General features: G+C 59.8%; 19 protein-coding genes. 11 read left to right on the top strand and 8 right to left on the bottom strand.

The features are described from left to right. Positions 1–8: 8 nt before the first annotated feature. The 3 genes from asnB to Syncc8109_RS10990 all read left to right on the top strand — a co-directional run bounded on the left by asnB (position 9) and on the right by Syncc8109_RS10990 (position 4,088). The gene (gene asnB, locus Syncc8109_RS11000) at positions 9–2,033 is read left to right on the top strand and encodes an asparagine synthase (glutamine-hydrolyzing) (RefSeq protein WP_006850699.1); all 2,025 of its coding nucleotides are present in this window, start codon (positions 9–11) and stop codon (positions 2,031–2,033) included. A gap of 181 nt (positions 2,034–2,214) precedes the next feature. After that, positions 2,215–3,417 carry a Zn-dependent hydrolase gene (locus tag Syncc8109_RS10995; RefSeq protein ID WP_006850043.1) on the top strand — a complete coding sequence of 401 codons (1,203 nt, stop codon included), beginning with the start codon at positions 2,215–2,217 and terminating at the stop codon, positions 3,415–3,417. Continuing rightward, a complete protein-coding gene (locus Syncc8109_RS10990) occupies positions 3,414–4,088 on the top strand; it encodes a DUF1028 domain-containing protein (protein WP_006850186.1) in 675 nt (224 codons plus the stop codon). Before Syncc8109_RS10995 ends, Syncc8109_RS10990 begins: the two co-directional genes overlap by 4 nt. Positions 4,089–4,164: 76 nt before the next feature. Here the strand turns inward: Syncc8109_RS10990 and Syncc8109_RS10985 are convergent, their stop codons facing one another. From Syncc8109_RS10985 to Syncc8109_RS10960, 7 genes are all read right to left on the bottom strand, one after another. Continuing rightward, a complete protein-coding gene (locus Syncc8109_RS10985) occupies positions 4,165–4,383 on the bottom strand; it encodes a hypothetical protein (RefSeq protein WP_025362577.1) in 219 nt (72 codons plus the stop codon). 80 nt (positions 4,384–4,463) lie between these two features. After that, complete coding sequence (locus Syncc8109_RS11965; RefSeq protein WP_006851025.1) at positions 4,464–4,631, bottom strand: DUF4278 domain-containing protein; 168 nt, start codon at positions 4,629–4,631, stop codon at positions 4,464–4,466. Between the two features lie 192 nt (positions 4,632–4,823). Next, positions 4,824–5,564 (bottom strand): type 1 glutamine amidotransferase, encoded by a 741-nt coding sequence (locus tag Syncc8109_RS10980; protein ID WP_232202426.1) that lies wholly within the window; start codon positions 5,562–5,564, stop codon positions 4,824–4,826. A 14-nt stretch (positions 5,565–5,578) separates the two neighbouring features. Further along, on the bottom strand, positions 5,579–7,288 hold the full coding sequence (gene ureC, locus Syncc8109_RS10975) for an urease subunit alpha (protein ID WP_006851983.1): 1,710 nt from the start codon (positions 7,286–7,288) through the stop codon (positions 5,579–5,581). 3 nt (positions 7,289–7,291) lie between these two features. Further along, a complete protein-coding gene (locus tag Syncc8109_RS10970; protein ID WP_006850113.1) occupies positions 7,292–7,612 on the bottom strand; it encodes an urease subunit beta in 321 nt (106 codons plus the stop codon). Between the two features lie 10 nt (positions 7,613–7,622). Next, positions 7,623–7,925, bottom strand: coding sequence for an urease subunit gamma (locus Syncc8109_RS10965; RefSeq protein ID WP_006851427.1), 303 nt, complete (start codon positions 7,923–7,925; stop codon positions 7,623–7,625). Between the two features lie 18 nt (positions 7,926–7,943). Then, entirely contained in the window at positions 7,944–8,879 is a 936-nt protein-coding gene (locus tag Syncc8109_RS10960; protein WP_025362576.1) for an urease accessory protein UreD, read from the bottom strand. Between the two features lie 105 nt (positions 8,880–8,984). Between Syncc8109_RS10960 and ureE the strand changes: the two genes are divergently transcribed. From ureE to urtE, 8 genes are all read left to right on the top strand, one after another. Beyond that, positions 8,985–9,437, top strand: a complete 453-nt coding sequence (gene ureE / locus Syncc8109_RS10955; protein WP_006849676.1) for an urease accessory protein UreE — start codon at positions 8,985–8,987, stop codon at positions 9,435–9,437. After that, positions 9,434–10,105, top strand: coding sequence for an urease accessory protein UreF (locus Syncc8109_RS10950; RefSeq protein ID WP_006850397.1), 672 nt, complete (start codon positions 9,434–9,436; stop codon positions 10,103–10,105). The genes ureE and Syncc8109_RS10950 overlap by 4 nt, the downstream gene beginning before the upstream one ends. Then, on the top strand, positions 10,105–10,710 hold the full coding sequence (gene ureG / locus Syncc8109_RS10945; RefSeq protein ID WP_006850408.1) for an urease accessory protein UreG: 606 nt from the start codon (positions 10,105–10,107) through the stop codon (positions 10,708–10,710). The genes Syncc8109_RS10950 and ureG overlap by 1 nt, the downstream gene beginning before the upstream one ends. A 119-nt stretch (positions 10,711–10,829) precedes the next feature. Further along, entirely contained in the window at positions 10,830–12,122 is a 1,293-nt protein-coding gene (gene urtA, locus Syncc8109_RS10940; protein WP_025362575.1) for an urea ABC transporter substrate-binding protein, read from the top strand. Between the two features lie 97 nt (positions 12,123–12,219). After that, positions 12,220–13,374, top strand: coding sequence for a branched-chain amino acid ABC transporter permease (locus tag Syncc8109_RS10935; RefSeq protein WP_006850219.1), 1,155 nt, complete (start codon positions 12,220–12,222; stop codon positions 13,372–13,374). A 4-nt stretch (positions 13,375–13,378) separates the two neighbouring features. Beyond that, the gene (gene urtC / locus Syncc8109_RS10930; RefSeq protein ID WP_006849704.1) at positions 13,379–14,506 is read left to right on the top strand and encodes an urea ABC transporter permease subunit UrtC; all 1,128 of its coding nucleotides are present in this window, start codon (positions 13,379–13,381) and stop codon (positions 14,504–14,506) included. Beyond that, positions 14,503–15,258, top strand: a complete 756-nt coding sequence (gene urtD / locus Syncc8109_RS10925) for an urea ABC transporter ATP-binding protein UrtD (RefSeq protein WP_006852031.1) — start codon at positions 14,503–14,505, stop codon at positions 15,256–15,258. Before urtC ends, urtD begins: the two co-directional genes overlap by 4 nt. Beyond that, positions 15,255–15,965, top strand: a complete 711-nt coding sequence (gene urtE, locus Syncc8109_RS10920) for an urea ABC transporter ATP-binding subunit UrtE (RefSeq protein ID WP_006851489.1) — start codon at positions 15,255–15,257, stop codon at positions 15,963–15,965. The genes urtD and urtE overlap by 4 nt, the downstream gene beginning before the upstream one ends. A gap of 33 nt (positions 15,966–15,998) precedes the next feature. Here the strand turns inward: urtE and Syncc8109_RS10915 are convergent, their stop codons facing one another. Continuing rightward, positions 15,999–16,253, bottom strand: coding sequence for a DUF1830 domain-containing protein (locus Syncc8109_RS10915; RefSeq protein WP_006850193.1), 255 nt, complete (start codon positions 16,251–16,253; stop codon positions 15,999–16,001). Positions 16,254–16,448: the final 195 nt, after the last annotated feature.

The raw sequence follows: 16,448 nt of genomic DNA, 5'->3' as shown, positions 1-16,448 counted from the left end.
GCGATCTGATGTGTGGAATCGGAGGTGTTTTCAATGCAGACCGTCAACAGACGGTGGATCGCCAGCTGCTGGTCAACATGGCGGCGATCCAGGCCCATCGCGGGCCCGACGGCTTCGGGGTTGAGGTGCTCGATCAGGCCGGCGTCGGCTTCTGCCATGCGCGCCTTTCGATCATTGACCTGAACGAGTCGCGGGCTCGGCAGCCCTTCCTCACCGATGACGGTGAGGTGCTGATGGCCCACAACGGTGAGTTTTACGACTTCCAGCGCATCAGGGCTGACCTCACCGCCCAAGGGGTGCGTTTCAGCAGCAAGAGTGATTCAGAGATCCTGCTTCGGCTCTACCAACGCCAGGGGTTAGAGGCGACCCTGCCTCTGTTGCGCGGTGAGTTCGCCTTCGCCTTGTTTGATCGGGCAGAGGACTGCCTCTACCTAGTGAGGGATCGCTTCGGCATTAAACCGCAGTACTGGGCGATGACGCCCGAGGGGCTGGTGTTCGGTTCCGAGTTGAAGGTGCTCTTCGCCCATCCGGCGGTGGAGCGACGCTTCACCTCGGAAGGTCTCTTCCACCAGTTGATGCAGACCATGGTCCCCGGCACCACAGCCTTTGCGGGGGTGCACCAGGTGAAGCCCGGCCATGTGCTGAAGGTGCAACGGGTGAGTGGGCGGCTGGAGGTATCGGAGTCCACCTACTGGGATGTCGACTTTCCGCGTAAAGACGAGCGGGACTCCAACCGAACTGAGGCCGAGCACATCGCTGCCGTTCGTGCGGCGTTGCTGGAGGCCGTTGAGCTGCGCATGGTGGCCGACGTGCCCGTGGGTTGTTACCTCTCCGGCGGCATCGACAGCTGTTCGATCCTCGGCTTGGCGTCAGCCGTCAGCCAGGCACCGGTGAAGGCGTTCACGATCGGATTTGATGACGCCCGTTACGACGAGTCGCCGATCGCCCGGGAGATGGCCGAGGCCACGGGGGCTGAGCAGGATCTGATGCGTCTTTCGGGCCAGGAGCTCTATGGCCATATGGAGCGCACCATCTGGCATGCCGAGCGAACGATCTACAACACCTTGGCGGTGGCGAAGTTCTTGATGAGCCGCCACGTCAACGATGTGGACTACAAAGTTGTGATGACCGGTGAAGGCTCAGATGAGCTGTTCGGCGGCTATCCCGCATTTCGCCGCGACATGTTCCTGCACGGTTTGGATGACCTGCCGCGGGAGGAGCGCGCCAGCTGGGAAAGTCTTTTGCAGCAGTCCAATGCCCTGGTTCAAGGGGCGATGCTGGCTGAAAACCAGGTGGATGATCCCGATCTCGATGCGGTGGTCGGCTTCACCCCCAGCTGTCTGCAGCCGTGGCTGGCCTGCGCGCCCTTGGTGCCTGAGCTTCTGGCGCAGTCCCATGCCGAAGCCCTGAAGGATTACTCCCCGGGCAAGGCGATTGCCGAGCAACTGGATGCGGATCAACTGGACGGGCGCCATGCCCTGGACAAGGCCCAGTACGTCTGGATCAAGACCATGCTGGAGGGCCAGATCCTCACCTGGGGTGGCGACCGGGTCGACATGGCCAATTCCATGGAGGCACGACCAGCCTTCCTGGATCATCATCTGGCAGCAGTAGCGGTGCAGGTGCCGCCCGAACTGCGGATCAAGGGGAAAACCGAGAAATACGTGCTGCGGGAAGCCATGGCGGGCCTGTTGCCGGAGGTGTTGTATCGGCGTGAGAAGTTCGCCTTCATGGCGCCGCCAGCCCACACAGAGCCTGAGAAGTGGGAGCAGATGAAGCAGCTCGCCGACGACTACCTCAGTGATGAGGTGATCGATGCCGCTGGTTTGTTGAGCAAAGCCGGAGTGCGTGCCTTGTTTGCGCGTCATGAGGACCCGGCTACCACTGATGCGGAGCGTGTGCAGATGGATGCGGTGATCAACCACCTGCTGGGTGTGCAGATGCTGCACCGCATGTTTGTGGCCGAAGACGTGCCAGCCCTGGCCCGTCGGGAGGCTGACCGTCTGGGCTGGCGGGTGCTGATGCCCGTTTGAATTCTTTGGTCAGGGTTAAATCGTTGCGCTAGCTACAAGGCTCCGCGGGTTTTCGGGTGAATATTGACCTCCGTTTGAAACGAAGGTCACGGCATTGCCCACGCTCATCTCGGCTTCTCCGACTAAATCCGCAACCGGGATCGAGCCAAGCGAAGTTGCCGCGCGACCAAACCGTGATCGTTTGGTTGAAACGATTGAGCAGCTGGCCAGAATTGGTGCCAAGCCCGATGGCAGCGTTTGTCGACGCGGGTTCTCGCCTGAGGATGTGCAGGGCCGTGAGTTGCTGGCCCATTGGATGAAGCAGCTCGGCATGCAGGTGCGGGTCGATGCTGCTGGCAACTTGATCGGACGCCTTGAAGGCCTTGATCCCGATTGTCCTGCTTTGGTCACCGGGTCTCACCTCGACACGGTTCCCACCGGTGGACGTTTTGATGGGGCCCTGGGAGTCTTGGCCGGTCTGGAAGCCTGCCGCGCTCTTCAAGACCAGGGCCTGCGCCTGCGACATGGCATCGAGTTGATCGCCTTTGCCGACGAGGAGTCGACCATGGTGGGCTGCAAGGGTTTGACGGGCACGGCCTCCGATGACCCTGAGAGTTTTGCTACCAGCAATGGCCAGCCGATTCAGGACAATCTGGCGCGTATCGGCGGGCATTGGCCCTCCTTGGCCTCGGCCCGACGCTCCGATGAGGCCTATGCCGCCTTCCTGGAATTGCACGTTGAGCAGGGCGGTGTTCTCGAGCAACGCGGTGATGCCATTGGTGTTGTGGAGGGTGTTGTTGGTCAGCGTCGGTTCAGCATCAAGGTGCAGGGCCAGGCCAACCACGCCGGCACGACACCGATGGGGCTGCGACAGGACGCCCTCGTGGCGGCCTCGCGTCTTGTTCTTGCCGTCGAGGCCATGGCCTCCCGTCATCCCGGAGATCCGGTGGCGACGGTGGGTCGACTGGAGGTTTGGCCCAATGCAGCCAATGTTGTCCCTGGCGCTGTCGCCCTGACCGTTGACCTAAGGGACGTTGATCCGACCGTTCTTGATCAGTTGGTGGAGGAGTTGATGCAGCAGGTGGAACGCATCGGTGCTGAAACGGGCTGTCCGATTGCGGTGGATCCCCAGTTCAGCACTGATCCCACCCCTGCTGATGCTGTGGTGATGGCCACGATCACTGAGGCCGCAGCCGATCTCGGCCTGTCCCACAGCCATCTCCCCAGCAGAGCCAGCCACGATGCCCAGGAGGTCGGCCGTCGCTGGCCGATGGGCATGATTTTTGTGCCCAGTAAGGGGGGCTTGAGTCATTCCGCTGCAGAGTTCACCAGCGATGAGCAGTGCTGTGCAGGTACCGCGGTGCTGCTGGAAACGTTGCTGCGGCTTGACCGTCAGCTGCCGTGACCTTTTCAATCCTGGCCCGTGATCCCAACAACGGTCGTTTTGGAGTGGGTGTGGCCACCTGTCATATGGCCGTTGGATCCACCGTCCCCCATATCCGCGCGGGGGTTGGTGCTGTCGCCACCCAGGCCCACACCAATCCGTACTTGGGGATTTGTGGCCTGGAGCGTCTGGAGCAGAGTTCGGATGCTGAGAGCGTTCTGGCCAGCCTTCTTGCCGATGATCAGCATCGTGATCGGCGTCAGTTTCACCTGATTGACCTGGACGGTCGCACGGCCTGTTGGACGGGCCAGGATTGCGGCTCTTGGGCAGGGCATCGCCATCAGCGTGACCTCTCTGTTGCTGGCAATTGCTTAGCGGATGAGGCCGTGTTGGCGGCTATGCAGCAGGCCTTCCTCACCAGCGACCCCAGCTTGAAACTGGGCCGTCGCCTAATGATGGCTCTTCAAGCTGGGGAAGCGGCTGGTGGTGATCACCGTTCCAACCTCTGCACCTCAGCGGCTGTGCAGGTGAGTGGCGAAGCTGCGTTCCCGTTGTTGGATCTGCGCGTTGATTTTCACGAGCGCGCCGTGGAGCAGTTGATGGAGGTGTACGAGCGCAGTCAGGATCTTTGGGCCCAGCAGTGGAGGGATGAACTGTCTGAATTGCCCATGCTCAACCGCTTGGTGGCTTGAGCATTCACTTTCGTCTGTCCTATTAAAAAATCCCTGCACACGGGAGTGTGAAGGGATTTTTAGAATTCAAGTGAATTCAGCTGGGGACGGATGCTTCCCACTCCACATTCAAGCCAGCTTCGCGTGCATCACTGATCAGATCGTCGATGCAATCCATGCCGAAGGCAGCTTGTCCAGACAGCAGGGCATCCCAGTCTTGAGCTGGAAAGTGCGTTTGCAGCCAGAACACGCCATGCACGCTGGAGGGATTCACCTGTACGAGACCTTGGTCGAGGCGGGTAGTGATGAGATCCAACGTCGTTGCTGAAGCTGGATCTATTACGCCTCAATCCGTGCAAGTGGAATGTTCGAGTTGCTACAGATTGAGTATTTGCTCTAGCGCGTGTAGCCCACCCCGCGGTATACGAGCTGCACCGGAGTGCGGTGGATGCTGATTTGACGGGCTTGGTACACGTTGCGGCGGTAGACCAGCTGCACACCGGGCTTGCCCTGAGTGGCGTTGTTTTGCTGGTACTGATGACCGCGGTAGAGAAGGGTGGTCATTGAGATGGTCCTCGAAGCAAGCTCAGGTCCCCGTTCCATGGCCTGAGGCGAACTGCGCTTCGCGCGATGCGAAGTGAACGATCGGTAGCTGTTGCTACGGAAATATTGAAGCTCCCGCGGATTGCAAAGTGGTGTTCAGGCTGATACCTCTTCAGAAAAGTTTTTGGTTTTGTTTATTTTTGTCCGTAGGAATTAGCGGGCTTTGCTGATCTCAATCAGCTGATCGAGCGCAGCATTGAAGAAGTCTCGGCCTTGTTTCTGGAGCGTGGCGCCCAGCCTGCGCCAGTCCTGGCTCAGGCGAACGGGTCCTTCAGGTCCAAGGGCACTCACCACGTAATCGTGGTCGTTGGCGATCCAGCGCTCAAGCGCATCACCGTCGACCTCGAGGTGGCATTGCAGGCCAATGGCGTGGGCTCCGATGCGAAACACCTGTTCCGCACAGTGCAGCGAAGAAGCCAGCAGGGTTGCATCAGCCGGCAGTTGGATTCGATCGCCATGCCAATGCAGCACCAAGCTGCTTCCTGATTGCTCTTTGAGCAGAACCTCATCGCACGGATCCGCGACCCAGTGGATTGCGCCGAGGCCCAGTTCCTTTAGCTGTTGTGGTGGTGCTCCCACCTGCAGGGGTTGCACGCTGCCCCCTGCAGCAACAGCCAAGAGCTGTGCCCCCAGGCAGATGCCCAGCACCGGTTGGCGTTGCTGGTGCCATGCCGTAAGCCAGTCCAGTTCCTGCCGCAACCAAGCCATGCCCGGTTGGTCGCGTTCGTTCACGCTCATCGGACCACCGAGCAGAAGGGCGATGCTGTTCGCACACGCCCTGGGATCTGGGAGCGGATCGCCCCGGTCGGGCCTCAGGAGCTCGAGGGTCAGGCCCCGTTGTCGCGCCAGTTCTCCCACCAGTGCGGCGTCTTCGTGGTCAACGTGTTGGACCACCAACAGCGTGGGGCTCAAAGCAGCAGATAGCGCTGGGCGAGGGGCAGCACCTCGGCGGGCTCGCAGGTCAGCAGTTCGCCGTCGGCAAACACCTCATAGGTCTGCGGGTCAACGCTCACCTTGGGGAGGGCTGAATTCAGCTTGAGGGTGCTCTTGCCGACGCTGCGGGTTTCCTTTACCGCCATGCAGCTGCGCTCCAGCCCCAGCTGGCGTTGGATGTCTGCATCCATCGCCGCTTCGCTCACGAAGGTAAGACAACTGGGGGCGAGGGCTTTGCCGAAGGCGCCGAACATTGGTCGGCCGTGCACGGGGCCGGGGGTGGGAATTGAGGCGTTGGCGTCGCCCATCTGGGCCCAGACGATCGAACCGCCCTTCACCACCAGTTCCGGGCGAATGCCAAAGAAGCCCGGCTTCCAAAGCACGAGATCGGCGAGCTTGTCGGTTTCGATCGACCCCACTTCGGAGCTGATGCCGTGGGCCAACGCTGGGTTGATCGTCACCTTGGCGATATAGCGCTTCAGCCGGTGGTTGTCGTTGCGAGCGGAGTCTTCTGGCAGGGCACCGCGCTGCACCTTCATTTTGTGGGCGGTCTGGAAGGTTCGGGTGATTACCTCGCCCACGCGGCCCATGGCCTGGGAGTCGCTGGCGATGATCGAGAAGGCGCCCAGGTCGTGAAGGATGTCTTCGGCGGCGATCGTTTCGCGCCGGATTCGTGATTCAGCGAAGGCCACGTCCTCGGGGATCTTCGGGTCGAGGTGGTGGCACACCATCAGCATGTCGAGGTGCTCCTCGAGCGTGTTGCGGGTGTAGGGCCGGGTGGGGTTGGTGCTGCTCGGCAGCACGTTGGCCTCGCCGCAGATCTTGATGATGTCCGGGGCATGGCCGCCGCCGGCACCTTCGGTGTGGAAGGTGTGAATCGTGCGCCCATTAATCGCCGCGATCGTGTCTTCCACGAAGCCGGCTTCATTCAATGTGTCGGTGTGGATGCACACCTGCACATCCATCCGATCGGCTACCGATAGGCAGGCATCGATGGTGGCGGGCGTGGTGCCCCAGTCTTCGTGCAGCTTCAGGCCGCAGGCGCCGGCGCGCACCTGTTCTTCCAGGGCTTCCGGGGTGCTGGCGTTGCCTTTGCCGAAAAAGCCCAGGTTCACAGGCAGGCCTTCAGCGGCCTGGAGCATCCGCCCGATGTGGAAGGCGCCGGGGGTGCAGGTGGTGGCATTGGTGCCCGTGGCCGGTCCGGTGCCGCCTCCCATCAGGGTGGTGACGCCGCTGGCCAGGGCCGTTTCGATCTGCTGGGGGCAGATGAAGTGGATGTGGGTGTCGATGCCACCGGCCGTGAGGATGTGTCCTTCCCCGGCGATGGCTTCGGTGCCTGGGCCCACCACGATCGTCACCCCTTCCTGGGTGTCGGGGTTGCCGGCTTTGCCGATGCCGATGATCCGGCCGTCTTTGAGGCCGACATCGGCTTTGACGATGCCCCACCAGTCGAGGATCAAGGCATTGGTGATCACTGTGTCGACGGCGCCCTCGGCCCGAGGGGTCTGGGACTGGCCCATGCCGTCGCGGATCACCTTGCCGCCGCCGAACTTCACCTCATCGCCGTAGACGGTGTAGTCCTTCTCGACTTCAAGGATCAGATCGGTGTCGGCCAGACGAAGTCTGTCTCCGGTAGTGGGTCCGTAAGTCTCGGCGTAGGCCTGGCGGGAAATGCGGTAGGGCATGGGTCAGGCGTTGAGGGGTCCGTTGATCTGGCCGTTGAAGCCGATGACGCGTCGCGCACCGGCGAAGGGAATCAGGTTCACGTCGCGACTGTCGCCGGGTTCGAAGCGGATGGCGGTGCCGGCGGGGATGTCGAGCCGTTGTCCGCGGGCTGCGGCCCGGTCGAACTGCAGGGCGGCGTTGGCTTCGGCGAAATGGAAATGAGAGCCCACCTGTACCGGCCGGTCGCCGCTGTTGGAGACGCTCACCGTGGTGACGGGTCGGCCTGCATTCAGCTCCAGTTCACCGGGTTCAGGAAGCAGTTCTCCTGGAATGAGAGGTGCCATGGGTTCTGCCTCAGCGAATCGGGTCGTGCAGGGTGACGAGCTTGGTGCCATCGGGGAAGACGGCTTCGATCTGCACCTCATGGACGAGCTCGGGCACGCCCTCCATCACCTGGTCTTGACGCAGCCAGGTGGTGCCTTCCTGCATCAGCTCCGCCACGCTCTTGCCGTCACGGGCGCCTTCCAGCACCAGAAAACTCAGCCAGGCCACCGCTTCGGGGTGGTTGAGCTTGAGGCCACGGTTCAAGCGCCGCTCGGCAAGCAGTGCTGCGGTCACGATCAGGAGCTTGTCCTTTTCCTGGGGACTGAGATGCATGGCGAAGCTCGGTCTTCTTCAGTCTGTCTCCGCTACAGCATCGAAAGCGTTCACAGTGGACGTTTGTCGGCGCAGAGGCTGTTCCTGCAGGGGCCAGACCCTGGGGATGCGAGGCCGTGTCAGGCCCCGGAGCGTTCGCGTCCGTTCCCAGATTCGGCTGAACCAAAAGCGGGCGTCGCGGCTCGAATCGCCGGAATAGCGGGCGATCAGGCCCTGATTGAGGGCACCGCAGCGCATCGTTCCCGTCAGACCCTCTCGGTCGGCCCGCGCTCCCTCCAGCAGCGTTGCTGTTGTTTCGGCACCCATGGCCATCGGTGCGGCCCAAACCAGTGTTCCAAACACCGGGGCGCCTCCCAACCCGTGTGGGCTGTCCAGGCTGGCGCTGCCGAGTTCCACGCGATCCGCTAGCTCCCAGGTTGAGCTGTTGGCCGCGCGGCGCTGAATGGTGAGGCTCGACTGCCACCGTCCCTGCTCCAGGGTTTCACCGGCGGCCGTTCTGCCCAAGCGCACGATCTCTGCGCTGAGAAAGGACGCGTCCTGGGGCAGGGTCACCGTCAGCTGCTGCTCGAACAAGGCATCGGCGTACAGCACCAGTTCCTGTGGCAGCCATTCGAGATCACTGCCGCTGGCCAGCGAGCAGCGCACCTGTTGATGGGCAAAGCAACCCTCGGGTTGCAGGCGGCTGCGGCCGATCGACCCATAAACCTTCTGCGCCGCCACGCTGGTGATCAGGCAGCGGCTGTTCGCTTCAAGCTTGATGTCCAGGCTGAGTTGATCGCCGCCCACCAGGCCTCCAGCGGTATGCAGCACCGGCAGCTCACAGCGTCCGTCATCACCGCGTTCACTGCGGAGCAACTTGAACGGAGCTGTGCAGCCCCCCTGGTGTCGGGTGCTGTCGTTGGTGGCATGAAACTGCAGGTCGCAGCGGCCGTGCCAAGGATCAAGACGTTGCATGGGCTCACGCTCCGCCGCCACCGCCTTCGACTCTGTAGCAATGCACACCAAAGAGCGGGTGATTGATCGGCACGCTTTCTTGAAGGAACTGGAGAGGAGGCGCAGGTGACGGATGCGGTGGTCGTGCTGGGGCAGCGCTTGCAGAGCAGCAGTGTCAAGGCAACCCTGCAGTTGCCGTTAACGGCCGAGGAGCGCACGGTGCTTCGAGGTCGTCGCACCACCTCCTGTGGTCGTCCGGTGCTGCTGCAGTTGCCCCGTGAGGGATCGCTGCAGCCTGGTGATCTGCTGGGGGATCAGTCCGGGTCGACCGTTGTGGAGGTGACGGCAGCGCCGGAAGCTTTGCTTCGGGTGCAGGGGTCGCATCCCCTGGAGCTGTTGCAGGCGGCTTATCACCTGGGCAATCGCCATGTCGCCCTGGAGCTCCATGAGAAAGAGCTGTTGCTGCCTGAGGATTCCGTTCTCGCCACGATGCTGGAAGGGCGTGGATTGACGGTCAGCCCCTGTCTCCAGCCGTTTGCCCCCGAGGGCGGCGCCTACGGAGGCCATCAGCACGGATGACTTCCCTGGCCTTGTTGCAACTGGTCAGCCCGGCCCTGCCTGTGGGTGCCTTCAGCTATTCAGAGGGCCTGGAGGTGTTGATTCAGGCGGGATCCATCGCCGATGAGCAGGCCATTCAGGCTTGGTTGGAGGCTGAACTGCAACGGGGCGCAGTGAGGCTAGAAGCCGCGGCGTTGAGGCCTTTTGCGGAGGCTTTGGTGGGGTGGTCAACCCAGGCCGATGTTGCGGCCAAGGAGCGTTTGATCGATCTGGATGGTTGGCTGTTGGCCACCCGTGAAGCCGCGGAGTTGCGAGCTCAGCAGCGTCAGATGGGGATGTCGCTGCTGCAGTTGATGTCTGACATGGGCCAGGACCTGCCTGAACCTGTGGTCTTGAGCTGGCCAGCGGCCTGGGCCTGGGCCGCTGTGGGCTTGTCGGTTCCAGCGGGAGACATGGTGGAGGGGTACCTCTACGGCTGGGTTGCCAACCAGCTCAGTGCCTCCGTGCGGCTGCTGCCGTTGGGGCCATCCCGAGCACAGGTGTTGCAACAACGGCTGCTGCCGCTGATTGCCTTGCAAGCGCAGTTGCTTCAGGTGGCCGATCCGCAGCAGCTCTGGAGCAGTGGTGTGGGTGCGGGCATGGCTCAGCTTGCCCATGCTGAGCTGTATTCACGCCTGTTTCGAAGCTGATGAGCAGCAAACTGCGACTGGGGGTGGCGGGTCCTGTGGGATCCGGCAAGACCGCACTGGTGGAGGCGCTCTGTCGCCGCTTGCGTGACGACCTGCAGCTCGCGGTGGTCACCAATGACATCTACACCCAGGAGGATGCCCAGTTCCTCACCCGTGCCGGTGCACTGGATCCCGAGCGGATCCGTGGGGTCGAGACCGGTGGTTGCCCTCACACGGCGATCCGCGAAGACTGTTCGATCAACAGAGCCGCTGTGGCAGAGCTGGAGGCGCAGTTTCCGGATCTGGATCTTGTTCTGGTTGAAAGCGGTGGCGACAACCTGGCGGCGAGCTTCAGCCCGGAACTGGTGGATCTCTGCGTTTATGTGATTGACGTGGCAGCTGGCGACAAGATCCCTCGCAAGGGAGGCCCAGGCATCACCCGCTCTGATCTGCTGGTGATCAACAAGATTGATCTAGCTCCCCAGGTCGGTGCCGATCTCTCGGTGATGGAACAGGACACCCTGCGGATGCGTGGCGAGCGGCCCTGGTGTTTCACCAATCTCCAAAGCGGGGAAGGCCTAGAGCAGGTGGTGGGGTTCTTGTTGCAACAGCTACCAAAATCATGAAAACACAAGCTTTTGGAGTCAAAAGTGTTCCCGTTGTGACATTTTGAATTCGCTCCAGTGGCGATGGTCAGATTTCAGGACGTTTCACGCGTCCAAGCTTTTAAGTGCCCCTTCATTTCATGAGCACCCCTCTTTCCAAGCGTCTGTTTGCTGGCATGGCAGCGGCATCGCTGGGTCTTGCCGTGACCGCCTGTGGTGGTGGCGACAAGGCTTCCAACGTTGAGTACGACGACAGCGTCACCGTTGGCATCCTGCACTCGCTGACCGGCACCATGGCCATCTCCGAGTCCACCCTGGTGGACACTGAGAAAATGGCGATCGATGAGATCAATGCCGCAGGTGGTGTTGAGGTTGACGGCAAGAAGTACAAAATCGAATACATCGTCGAAGATGGTGCATCCGATTGGCCCACCTTCGCTGAGAAGTCCAAGAAGCTGATCGACCAGGACCAAGTTCCCGTCGTCTTCGGTGGTTGGACCTCAGCTAGCCGGAAGGCAATGCTTCCGGTTTATGAATCGAAGGACGCTTTCCTCTACTACCCGATTCAGTACGAGGCTCAGGAGTGTTCCAACAACATCTTCTATACGGGTGCAACTCCGAACCAGCAGTCGGAGCCGGCAACCAAATTCATGTTTGAGAAGTCGCCTGCCGCTGGCAAGCCCTTCTTCCTGGTTGGTTCCGACTACGTGTTCCCGCGTACTTCGAACACGATTACCAAATCCCAAGTTGCACAACTTGGCGGCACCGTTGTTGGTGAGGACTACCTACCCCTCGGCAATACAGAAGTTGCTCCAATCATCGCCAAAATCAAGAAGGCGCTTCCTGATGGTGGCGTGATCATCAACACCTTGAATGGCGACCAAAACGTTGCTTTCTTCAAGCAGATTCAGGATGCCGGCATCACACCAGCCAATGGCTACTACGTGATGAACTACTCCATCGCAGAAGAAGAAATCAGCACGATTGGAGCTGAGTTCCTTGAAGGCCATTACGGCGCTTGGAACTACATGATGTCGATTGACACCCCAGCCTCCAAGAAGTTCGCGGCTGATTTCAAAGCCAAGTACGGCGCTGATCGTCAGGTCGCTGACCCCCAGGAGTCGGCATACAACATGGTTTACCTGTGGAAGGCTGCTGTCGAAAAAGCCAACAGCTTTGACGACAACAAGGTGCGTGAAGCTCTGGTGGGCATCGAGTTTGATGCTCCCCAAGGTCCTGTGAAGGTGATGCCGAATCACCACCTGTCTCAGACCGTGCGCATTGGTCAGATCACCAAAGATGGTCAGTTCGACATTCTCGAGTCCACCGATGGCCCGATTGCACCCCAGGCCTGGAATCAAATTCACCCTGATTCCAAAGGTTTCGCTTGTGATTGGACTGATGCCTCAAAAGGTGGCAAGTACAAGCTCTGATGTCTGAATCTCAGACATTTTGATTTTCTTGTGATTCAAGGGAGGGGTTCGGTAACGGGCTCCTCCCTTCTTGCCTTTTTGCTCTTCAATTCAGCTCGTGCAACTGCTGCTAGAAAGCCTTTTTAATGGTGTCGCAATCGGCTCAGTGCTGATGATGGCGGCTCTTGGATTGGCCATCGTTTTTGGTTTGATGGGCGTGATTAATCTTGCCCATGGTGAGTTAATTATGCTCGGTGCTTACACCACTTATGTGGTGCAAATGGTGTTTAAGCTTCCTACTTTTCAGCCAATTTACAGCCTCTATGTATTAGTAGCAATTCCTTTGGCGTTTGTCGTCAGTGGAGTTGTTGGCATCCTCTTAGAACGCACAGTGATTCGACGTCTTTACGGAAGTCCGTTGGAGACGTTGTTAGCGACCTGGGGTGTCAGTTTGATTTTGCAGCAGTTTGTGCGCAGTGTTCCCCTGGCCCACGCCGCCGGCCTGATCCTGGCGCTGGTGATGGGCTTTGGCCTACCGCTGGTGCTTCCCTCCTCTCTCTTGGCGGGGCCTCGAGCACGCTTGGTGCGTGCGGGAAGTTGGGCTGTTTCAGCCCTGGGAGGCGTGCTGCTGGCGGGTGGCCTGGCCTCACAAATCAGTCGTATCGCCCGAGCCACCTCCCGCAACGTGGATGTGACGGCGCCCAAATGGATGCGTGGTGGGATCGAATTCATGGACATCACCTTCCCTGTGCCGCGTCTGGTGATCATCGTGATCACGATCGTTGCTGTGGTTGGGGTGACGTGGTTCCTCAACAAAAGCGTGTGGGGCATGCGCATTCGTGCCGTGACCCAGAACCGTTCGATGAGTGATTGCCTTGGCATCCCCACCGACACCGTTGATGTGCTCACCTTCGGCATCGGCTCCGGTTTGGCCGGGGTGGCGGGGGTTGCTGTTTCCCTGCTGGGTTCGGTGGGCCCCAATGTGGGCGGGTCTTACATCGTGGGCTGCTTCATGGTGGTGGTGCTCGGTGGCGTCGGAAACCTGTTGGGCACCGTGCTCGCCTCCTTCGCCATCGGCCTGCTCACCGACCTGATCGGCGCCGGCCGCCTGCTGACGATTTGGCCTGACATGCCGGCTCCTCTGGCCGGTGCGGTGAATTTCTTTGCCACCACGAGCATGGCTCAAGTGATGGTGTTCGCTCTGATCGTGGTGTTCCTTCAATTCCGTCCCGCGGGTCTGTTCCCGCAGAAGGGACGCATGGTGGAGGCTTGATCTGATGTTCCAAGCATTTCAACAACGCCGTTGGCCTTTGATCATCCTTTGGGTGGTGATCGTTGCGGCCATCGTTGCTGCGCCTTCTGTTCTGCCGGTGTTTCGGCTGAATTTGTTGGGTCGCTTTCTCTCCCTGGCGATCGTTGCCCTGGGCATCGACTTGATCTGGGGCTTCACCGGTCTGCTCAGCCTCGGCCAGGGCATCTTTTTTGCCCTTGGCGGCTACGTGGCAGCCATGTACCTGCAGCTCAACAGCTCGGGTGATCTTCCCAACGGCATTCCCGAGTTCTTCGGCCTCTATGGCGTGAATCGGTTGCCCGCTTTCTGGGAGCCGTTCCATTCCCCGTTGTTCACCCTGGTGGCGATTTGGCTGGTACCAGCCGTCCTGGCCGCTGTGCTCGGCAACCTGGTGTTTCGCAACCGGATCAAGGGGGTCTACTTCTCGATCCTCACCCAGGCCGCCCTGCTCGTTTTCTTCAATTTCTTCAACGGACAGCAGAAGCTGATTAATGGCACCAACGGTCTTAAAACCGATGTGACCCAGTTGTTCGGTCAGATGGTGGGCTCCCCCGAGATGCAGCGGGGTTTCTTCTGGTTGACCTCTGTTGTGGTGATCCTGGCCTGGCTGTTTCTGCGCTGGGTGGTGCGGGGCCGGTTCGGTGATGTGTTGATAGCCATTCGCGATGACGAACCCCGGCTGCGCTTTGCGGGTTACAACCCAACTCTGTTTAAGACGATCGTCTTCGCTATCGCTGGTGGTTTGGCAGGAATCGGTGGTGCGCTCTACACCGTTCAGTCGGGAATTGTTTCGCCGCAGTACATGACAGTTCCCTTCTCAATTGAGATGGTGATCTGGGTTGCGGTGGGTGGTCGAGGCACGCTTGTGGGAGCCATTCTTGGCGCCGTGGTCATCAACTACGCCAAGAGTTTGGTGAGCGAAGCGCTCCCCCAGGGCTGGCTGTTCATCCAAGGGGGCCTGTTCATCCTTGTGGTGACCGCCTTGCCTGAGGGCGTCATTGGTTGGTTCCGAGGTGATGGCCCTCGCAATTGGCTCAACCGATTCGGCATTTCCCGTCGGAGTGAGACCTATCCACGTCTCGATCTTGAAGGTCAGGAAGAGGTTCAATCATGAGTTCGGCTTTATTGGAATTGCGCCAAATCACCGTCAGTTTTGATGGCTTTTTGGCGCTCCGCGATCTGAACCTCAGTCTTCAGCCAGGGGAGTTGCGCGCGGTCATCGGCCCGAATGGCGCTGGTAAGACCACCTTCCTCGATGTGATCACCGGCAAGACTGCTCCTACTGAGGGTGATGTCGTGTTCAAGGGACGCTCTCTGGTGGGAACGCGCGAGCACCGCATCGCGCGCTGCGGCATCGGCCGCAAGTTTCAGAGCCCTCGTGTTTTTGAGAAGCTCACCGTTCAGGAGAACTTGGCTCTGGCCGTGAGCCAGCCGAAGCAGCCCTGGTCATTGCTGGTGGGGGGCCTGAATGGGCAGCAGCGCGACCGTGTTCATCACTTGATGAGCATCGTCAATCTGCAGAACCGTGCCGATTGGGCTGCTGGGTCGTTGTCCCATGGCCAGAAACAGTGGCTTGAGATCGCCATGCTTGTGGGTCAAGATCCCGACCTGTTGCTGGTGGACGAGCCGGTGGCTGGGCTCACGGACGAGGAGACCGATCTGACGGCGGATCTGCTCAAGTCGTTGGCCGGTGATCACACCGTGCTGGTGATTGAGCACGACATGGAATTCATTCGGCGACTTGAAAGTCCGGTGACGGTGCTGCACCAAGGCCATGTTCTCTGTGAGGGCACGATGGATCAGGTGCAGGCCGATCCCCGGGTGATTGAGGTTTATCTCGGCACCACTGAGGAGGAGAACCAATGACGAACCTGTTGGAGATCCAAGGCCTCAACACGTTTTACGGTGAAAGTCACATTCTTCGGGATGTTGATCTCAGCGTGAAGTCCGGAGAGATGGTTTGTCTGATCGGCCGCAATGGTGTGGGTAAAACCACCCTGTTGAAATCGCTGATCGGTCTGTTGCGCCCCCGCTCCGGAACCATGGCGTTCGACGGTGCTCAATTGGATCGTCAGGCTCCGCATCAGCGGGCTCGGGCTGGGATTGGTTATGTGCCGCAAGGTCGCGAGATCATCCCCCAGCTCACGGTGGAAGAAAACTTGCTTTTGGGGATGGAGGCGTTGCCGGGTGGATTGGCGCGGCATCGCCACATTGATCCATTCGTGTATGAGCTGTTTCCGATCCTTCAGGAGTTTCTACCGCGTAAGGGCGGTGATCTGAGTGGGGGACAGCAACAACAACTGGCCATCGCCCGTGCGTTGCTTGGCAAGCCAAAGTTGCTGCTGTTGGATGAGCCCACTGAGGGCATTCAGCCCAACATTGTTCAGGACATTGAAGCGGCTGTTCGGCGGATCATCGCCAACACCGGGATCGGGGTTCTGCTGGTGGAACAACATCTCCACTTCGTTCGCCAGGCTGATCGTTACTACGCCATGCAACGTGGCGGCATTGTTGCCAGTGGCTCAACCAGTGAACTCAGTCAGACGGTTGTTGATCAGTTCCTGAGCGTTTAGAGCTTTACTGTTGTTGGCTTCTCCTGGGTCGGTTCAGCTGGCCCAGATGGATTCTGTTGCAGGCTCTTCATTCATGGCGTAGTCGCTCACGTCGGCACGCACGTGCAGCATCTGCCCTGTCATCGACATCTTCCATATTTCCAGTCGTGCATCCTCGGGGGCTTGGAACCAAAAGACCTCTGTGGGCATCACCACCTTCTCTCGGTAGAAGTGATCAGCACCAATGCATTTCACGATCACCATTCTGGTGGTGTCGTTGTGGTAAACACACTCAATCATCTTGAGCATCTGGAATGATGCCAATCTCGTGGTCTTAAGACAAGAGGAGTGTTTGATTGGTCACCGAATCAGCACGCCTTTAGATTTGATACAGATGAGTTGATACAGAGTTGGCCGATTGTGTATCGGTCGTCACGATTTTTCTCTGGGCCTTGAGCGGTAGGCGCCCGTTAGCTTTTTGAAGATCGCACATCGTGCTTCTTT

Origin of the sequence: Synechococcus sp. WH 8109, assembly GCF_000161795.2 — a bacterium.
Lineage (GTDB): Bacteria > Cyanobacteriota > Cyanobacteriia > PCC-6307 > Cyanobiaceae > Parasynechococcus.
The sequence above is the reverse complement of the archived record's forward strand: the minus strand, read 5'-3'. Positions and strand labels throughout refer to the sequence as shown.

What these genes read in the sequence shown, in the direction of transcription:
- asnB (WP_006850699.1), top strand. Translation starts at nt 9, where the DNA reads ATGTGTGGAATCGGAGGTGTTTTCAATGCAGACCGTCAACAGACGGTG.
- Syncc8109_RS11965 (WP_006851025.1), bottom strand. Translation starts at nt 4,631, where the DNA reads ATGACCACCCTTCTCTACCGCGGTCATCAGTACCAGCAAAACAACGCC.
- ureC (WP_006851983.1), bottom strand. Translation starts at nt 7,288, where the DNA reads ATGCCCTACCGCATTTCCCGCCAGGCCTACGCCGAGACTTACGGACCC.
- Syncc8109_RS10970 (WP_006850113.1), bottom strand. Translation starts at nt 7,612, where the DNA reads ATGGCACCTCTCATTCCAGGAGAACTGCTTCCTGAACCCGGTGAACTG.
- Syncc8109_RS10965 (WP_006851427.1), bottom strand. Translation starts at nt 7,925, where the DNA reads ATGCATCTCAGTCCCCAGGAAAAGGACAAGCTCCTGATCGTGACCGCA.
- Syncc8109_RS10960 (WP_025362576.1), bottom strand. Translation starts at nt 8,879, where the DNA reads ATGCAACGTCTTGATCCTTGGCACGGCCGCTGCGACCTGCAGTTTCAT.
- Syncc8109_RS10950 (WP_006850397.1), top strand. Translation starts at nt 9,434, where the DNA reads ATGACTTCCCTGGCCTTGTTGCAACTGGTCAGCCCGGCCCTGCCTGTG.
- ureG (WP_006850408.1), top strand. Translation starts at nt 10,105, where the DNA reads ATGAGCAGCAAACTGCGACTGGGGGTGGCGGGTCCTGTGGGATCCGGC.
- urtA (WP_025362575.1), top strand. Translation starts at nt 10,830, where the DNA reads ATGAGCACCCCTCTTTCCAAGCGTCTGTTTGCTGGCATGGCAGCGGCA.
- urtC (WP_006849704.1), top strand. Translation starts at nt 13,379, where the DNA reads ATGTTCCAAGCATTTCAACAACGCCGTTGGCCTTTGATCATCCTTTGG.
- urtD (WP_006852031.1), top strand. Translation starts at nt 14,503, where the DNA reads ATGAGTTCGGCTTTATTGGAATTGCGCCAAATCACCGTCAGTTTTGAT.
- urtE (WP_006851489.1), top strand. Translation starts at nt 15,255, where the DNA reads ATGACGAACCTGTTGGAGATCCAAGGCCTCAACACGTTTTACGGTGAA.
- Syncc8109_RS10915 (WP_006850193.1), bottom strand. Translation starts at nt 16,253, where the DNA reads ATGCTCAAGATGATTGAGTGTGTTTACCACAACGACACCACCAGAATG.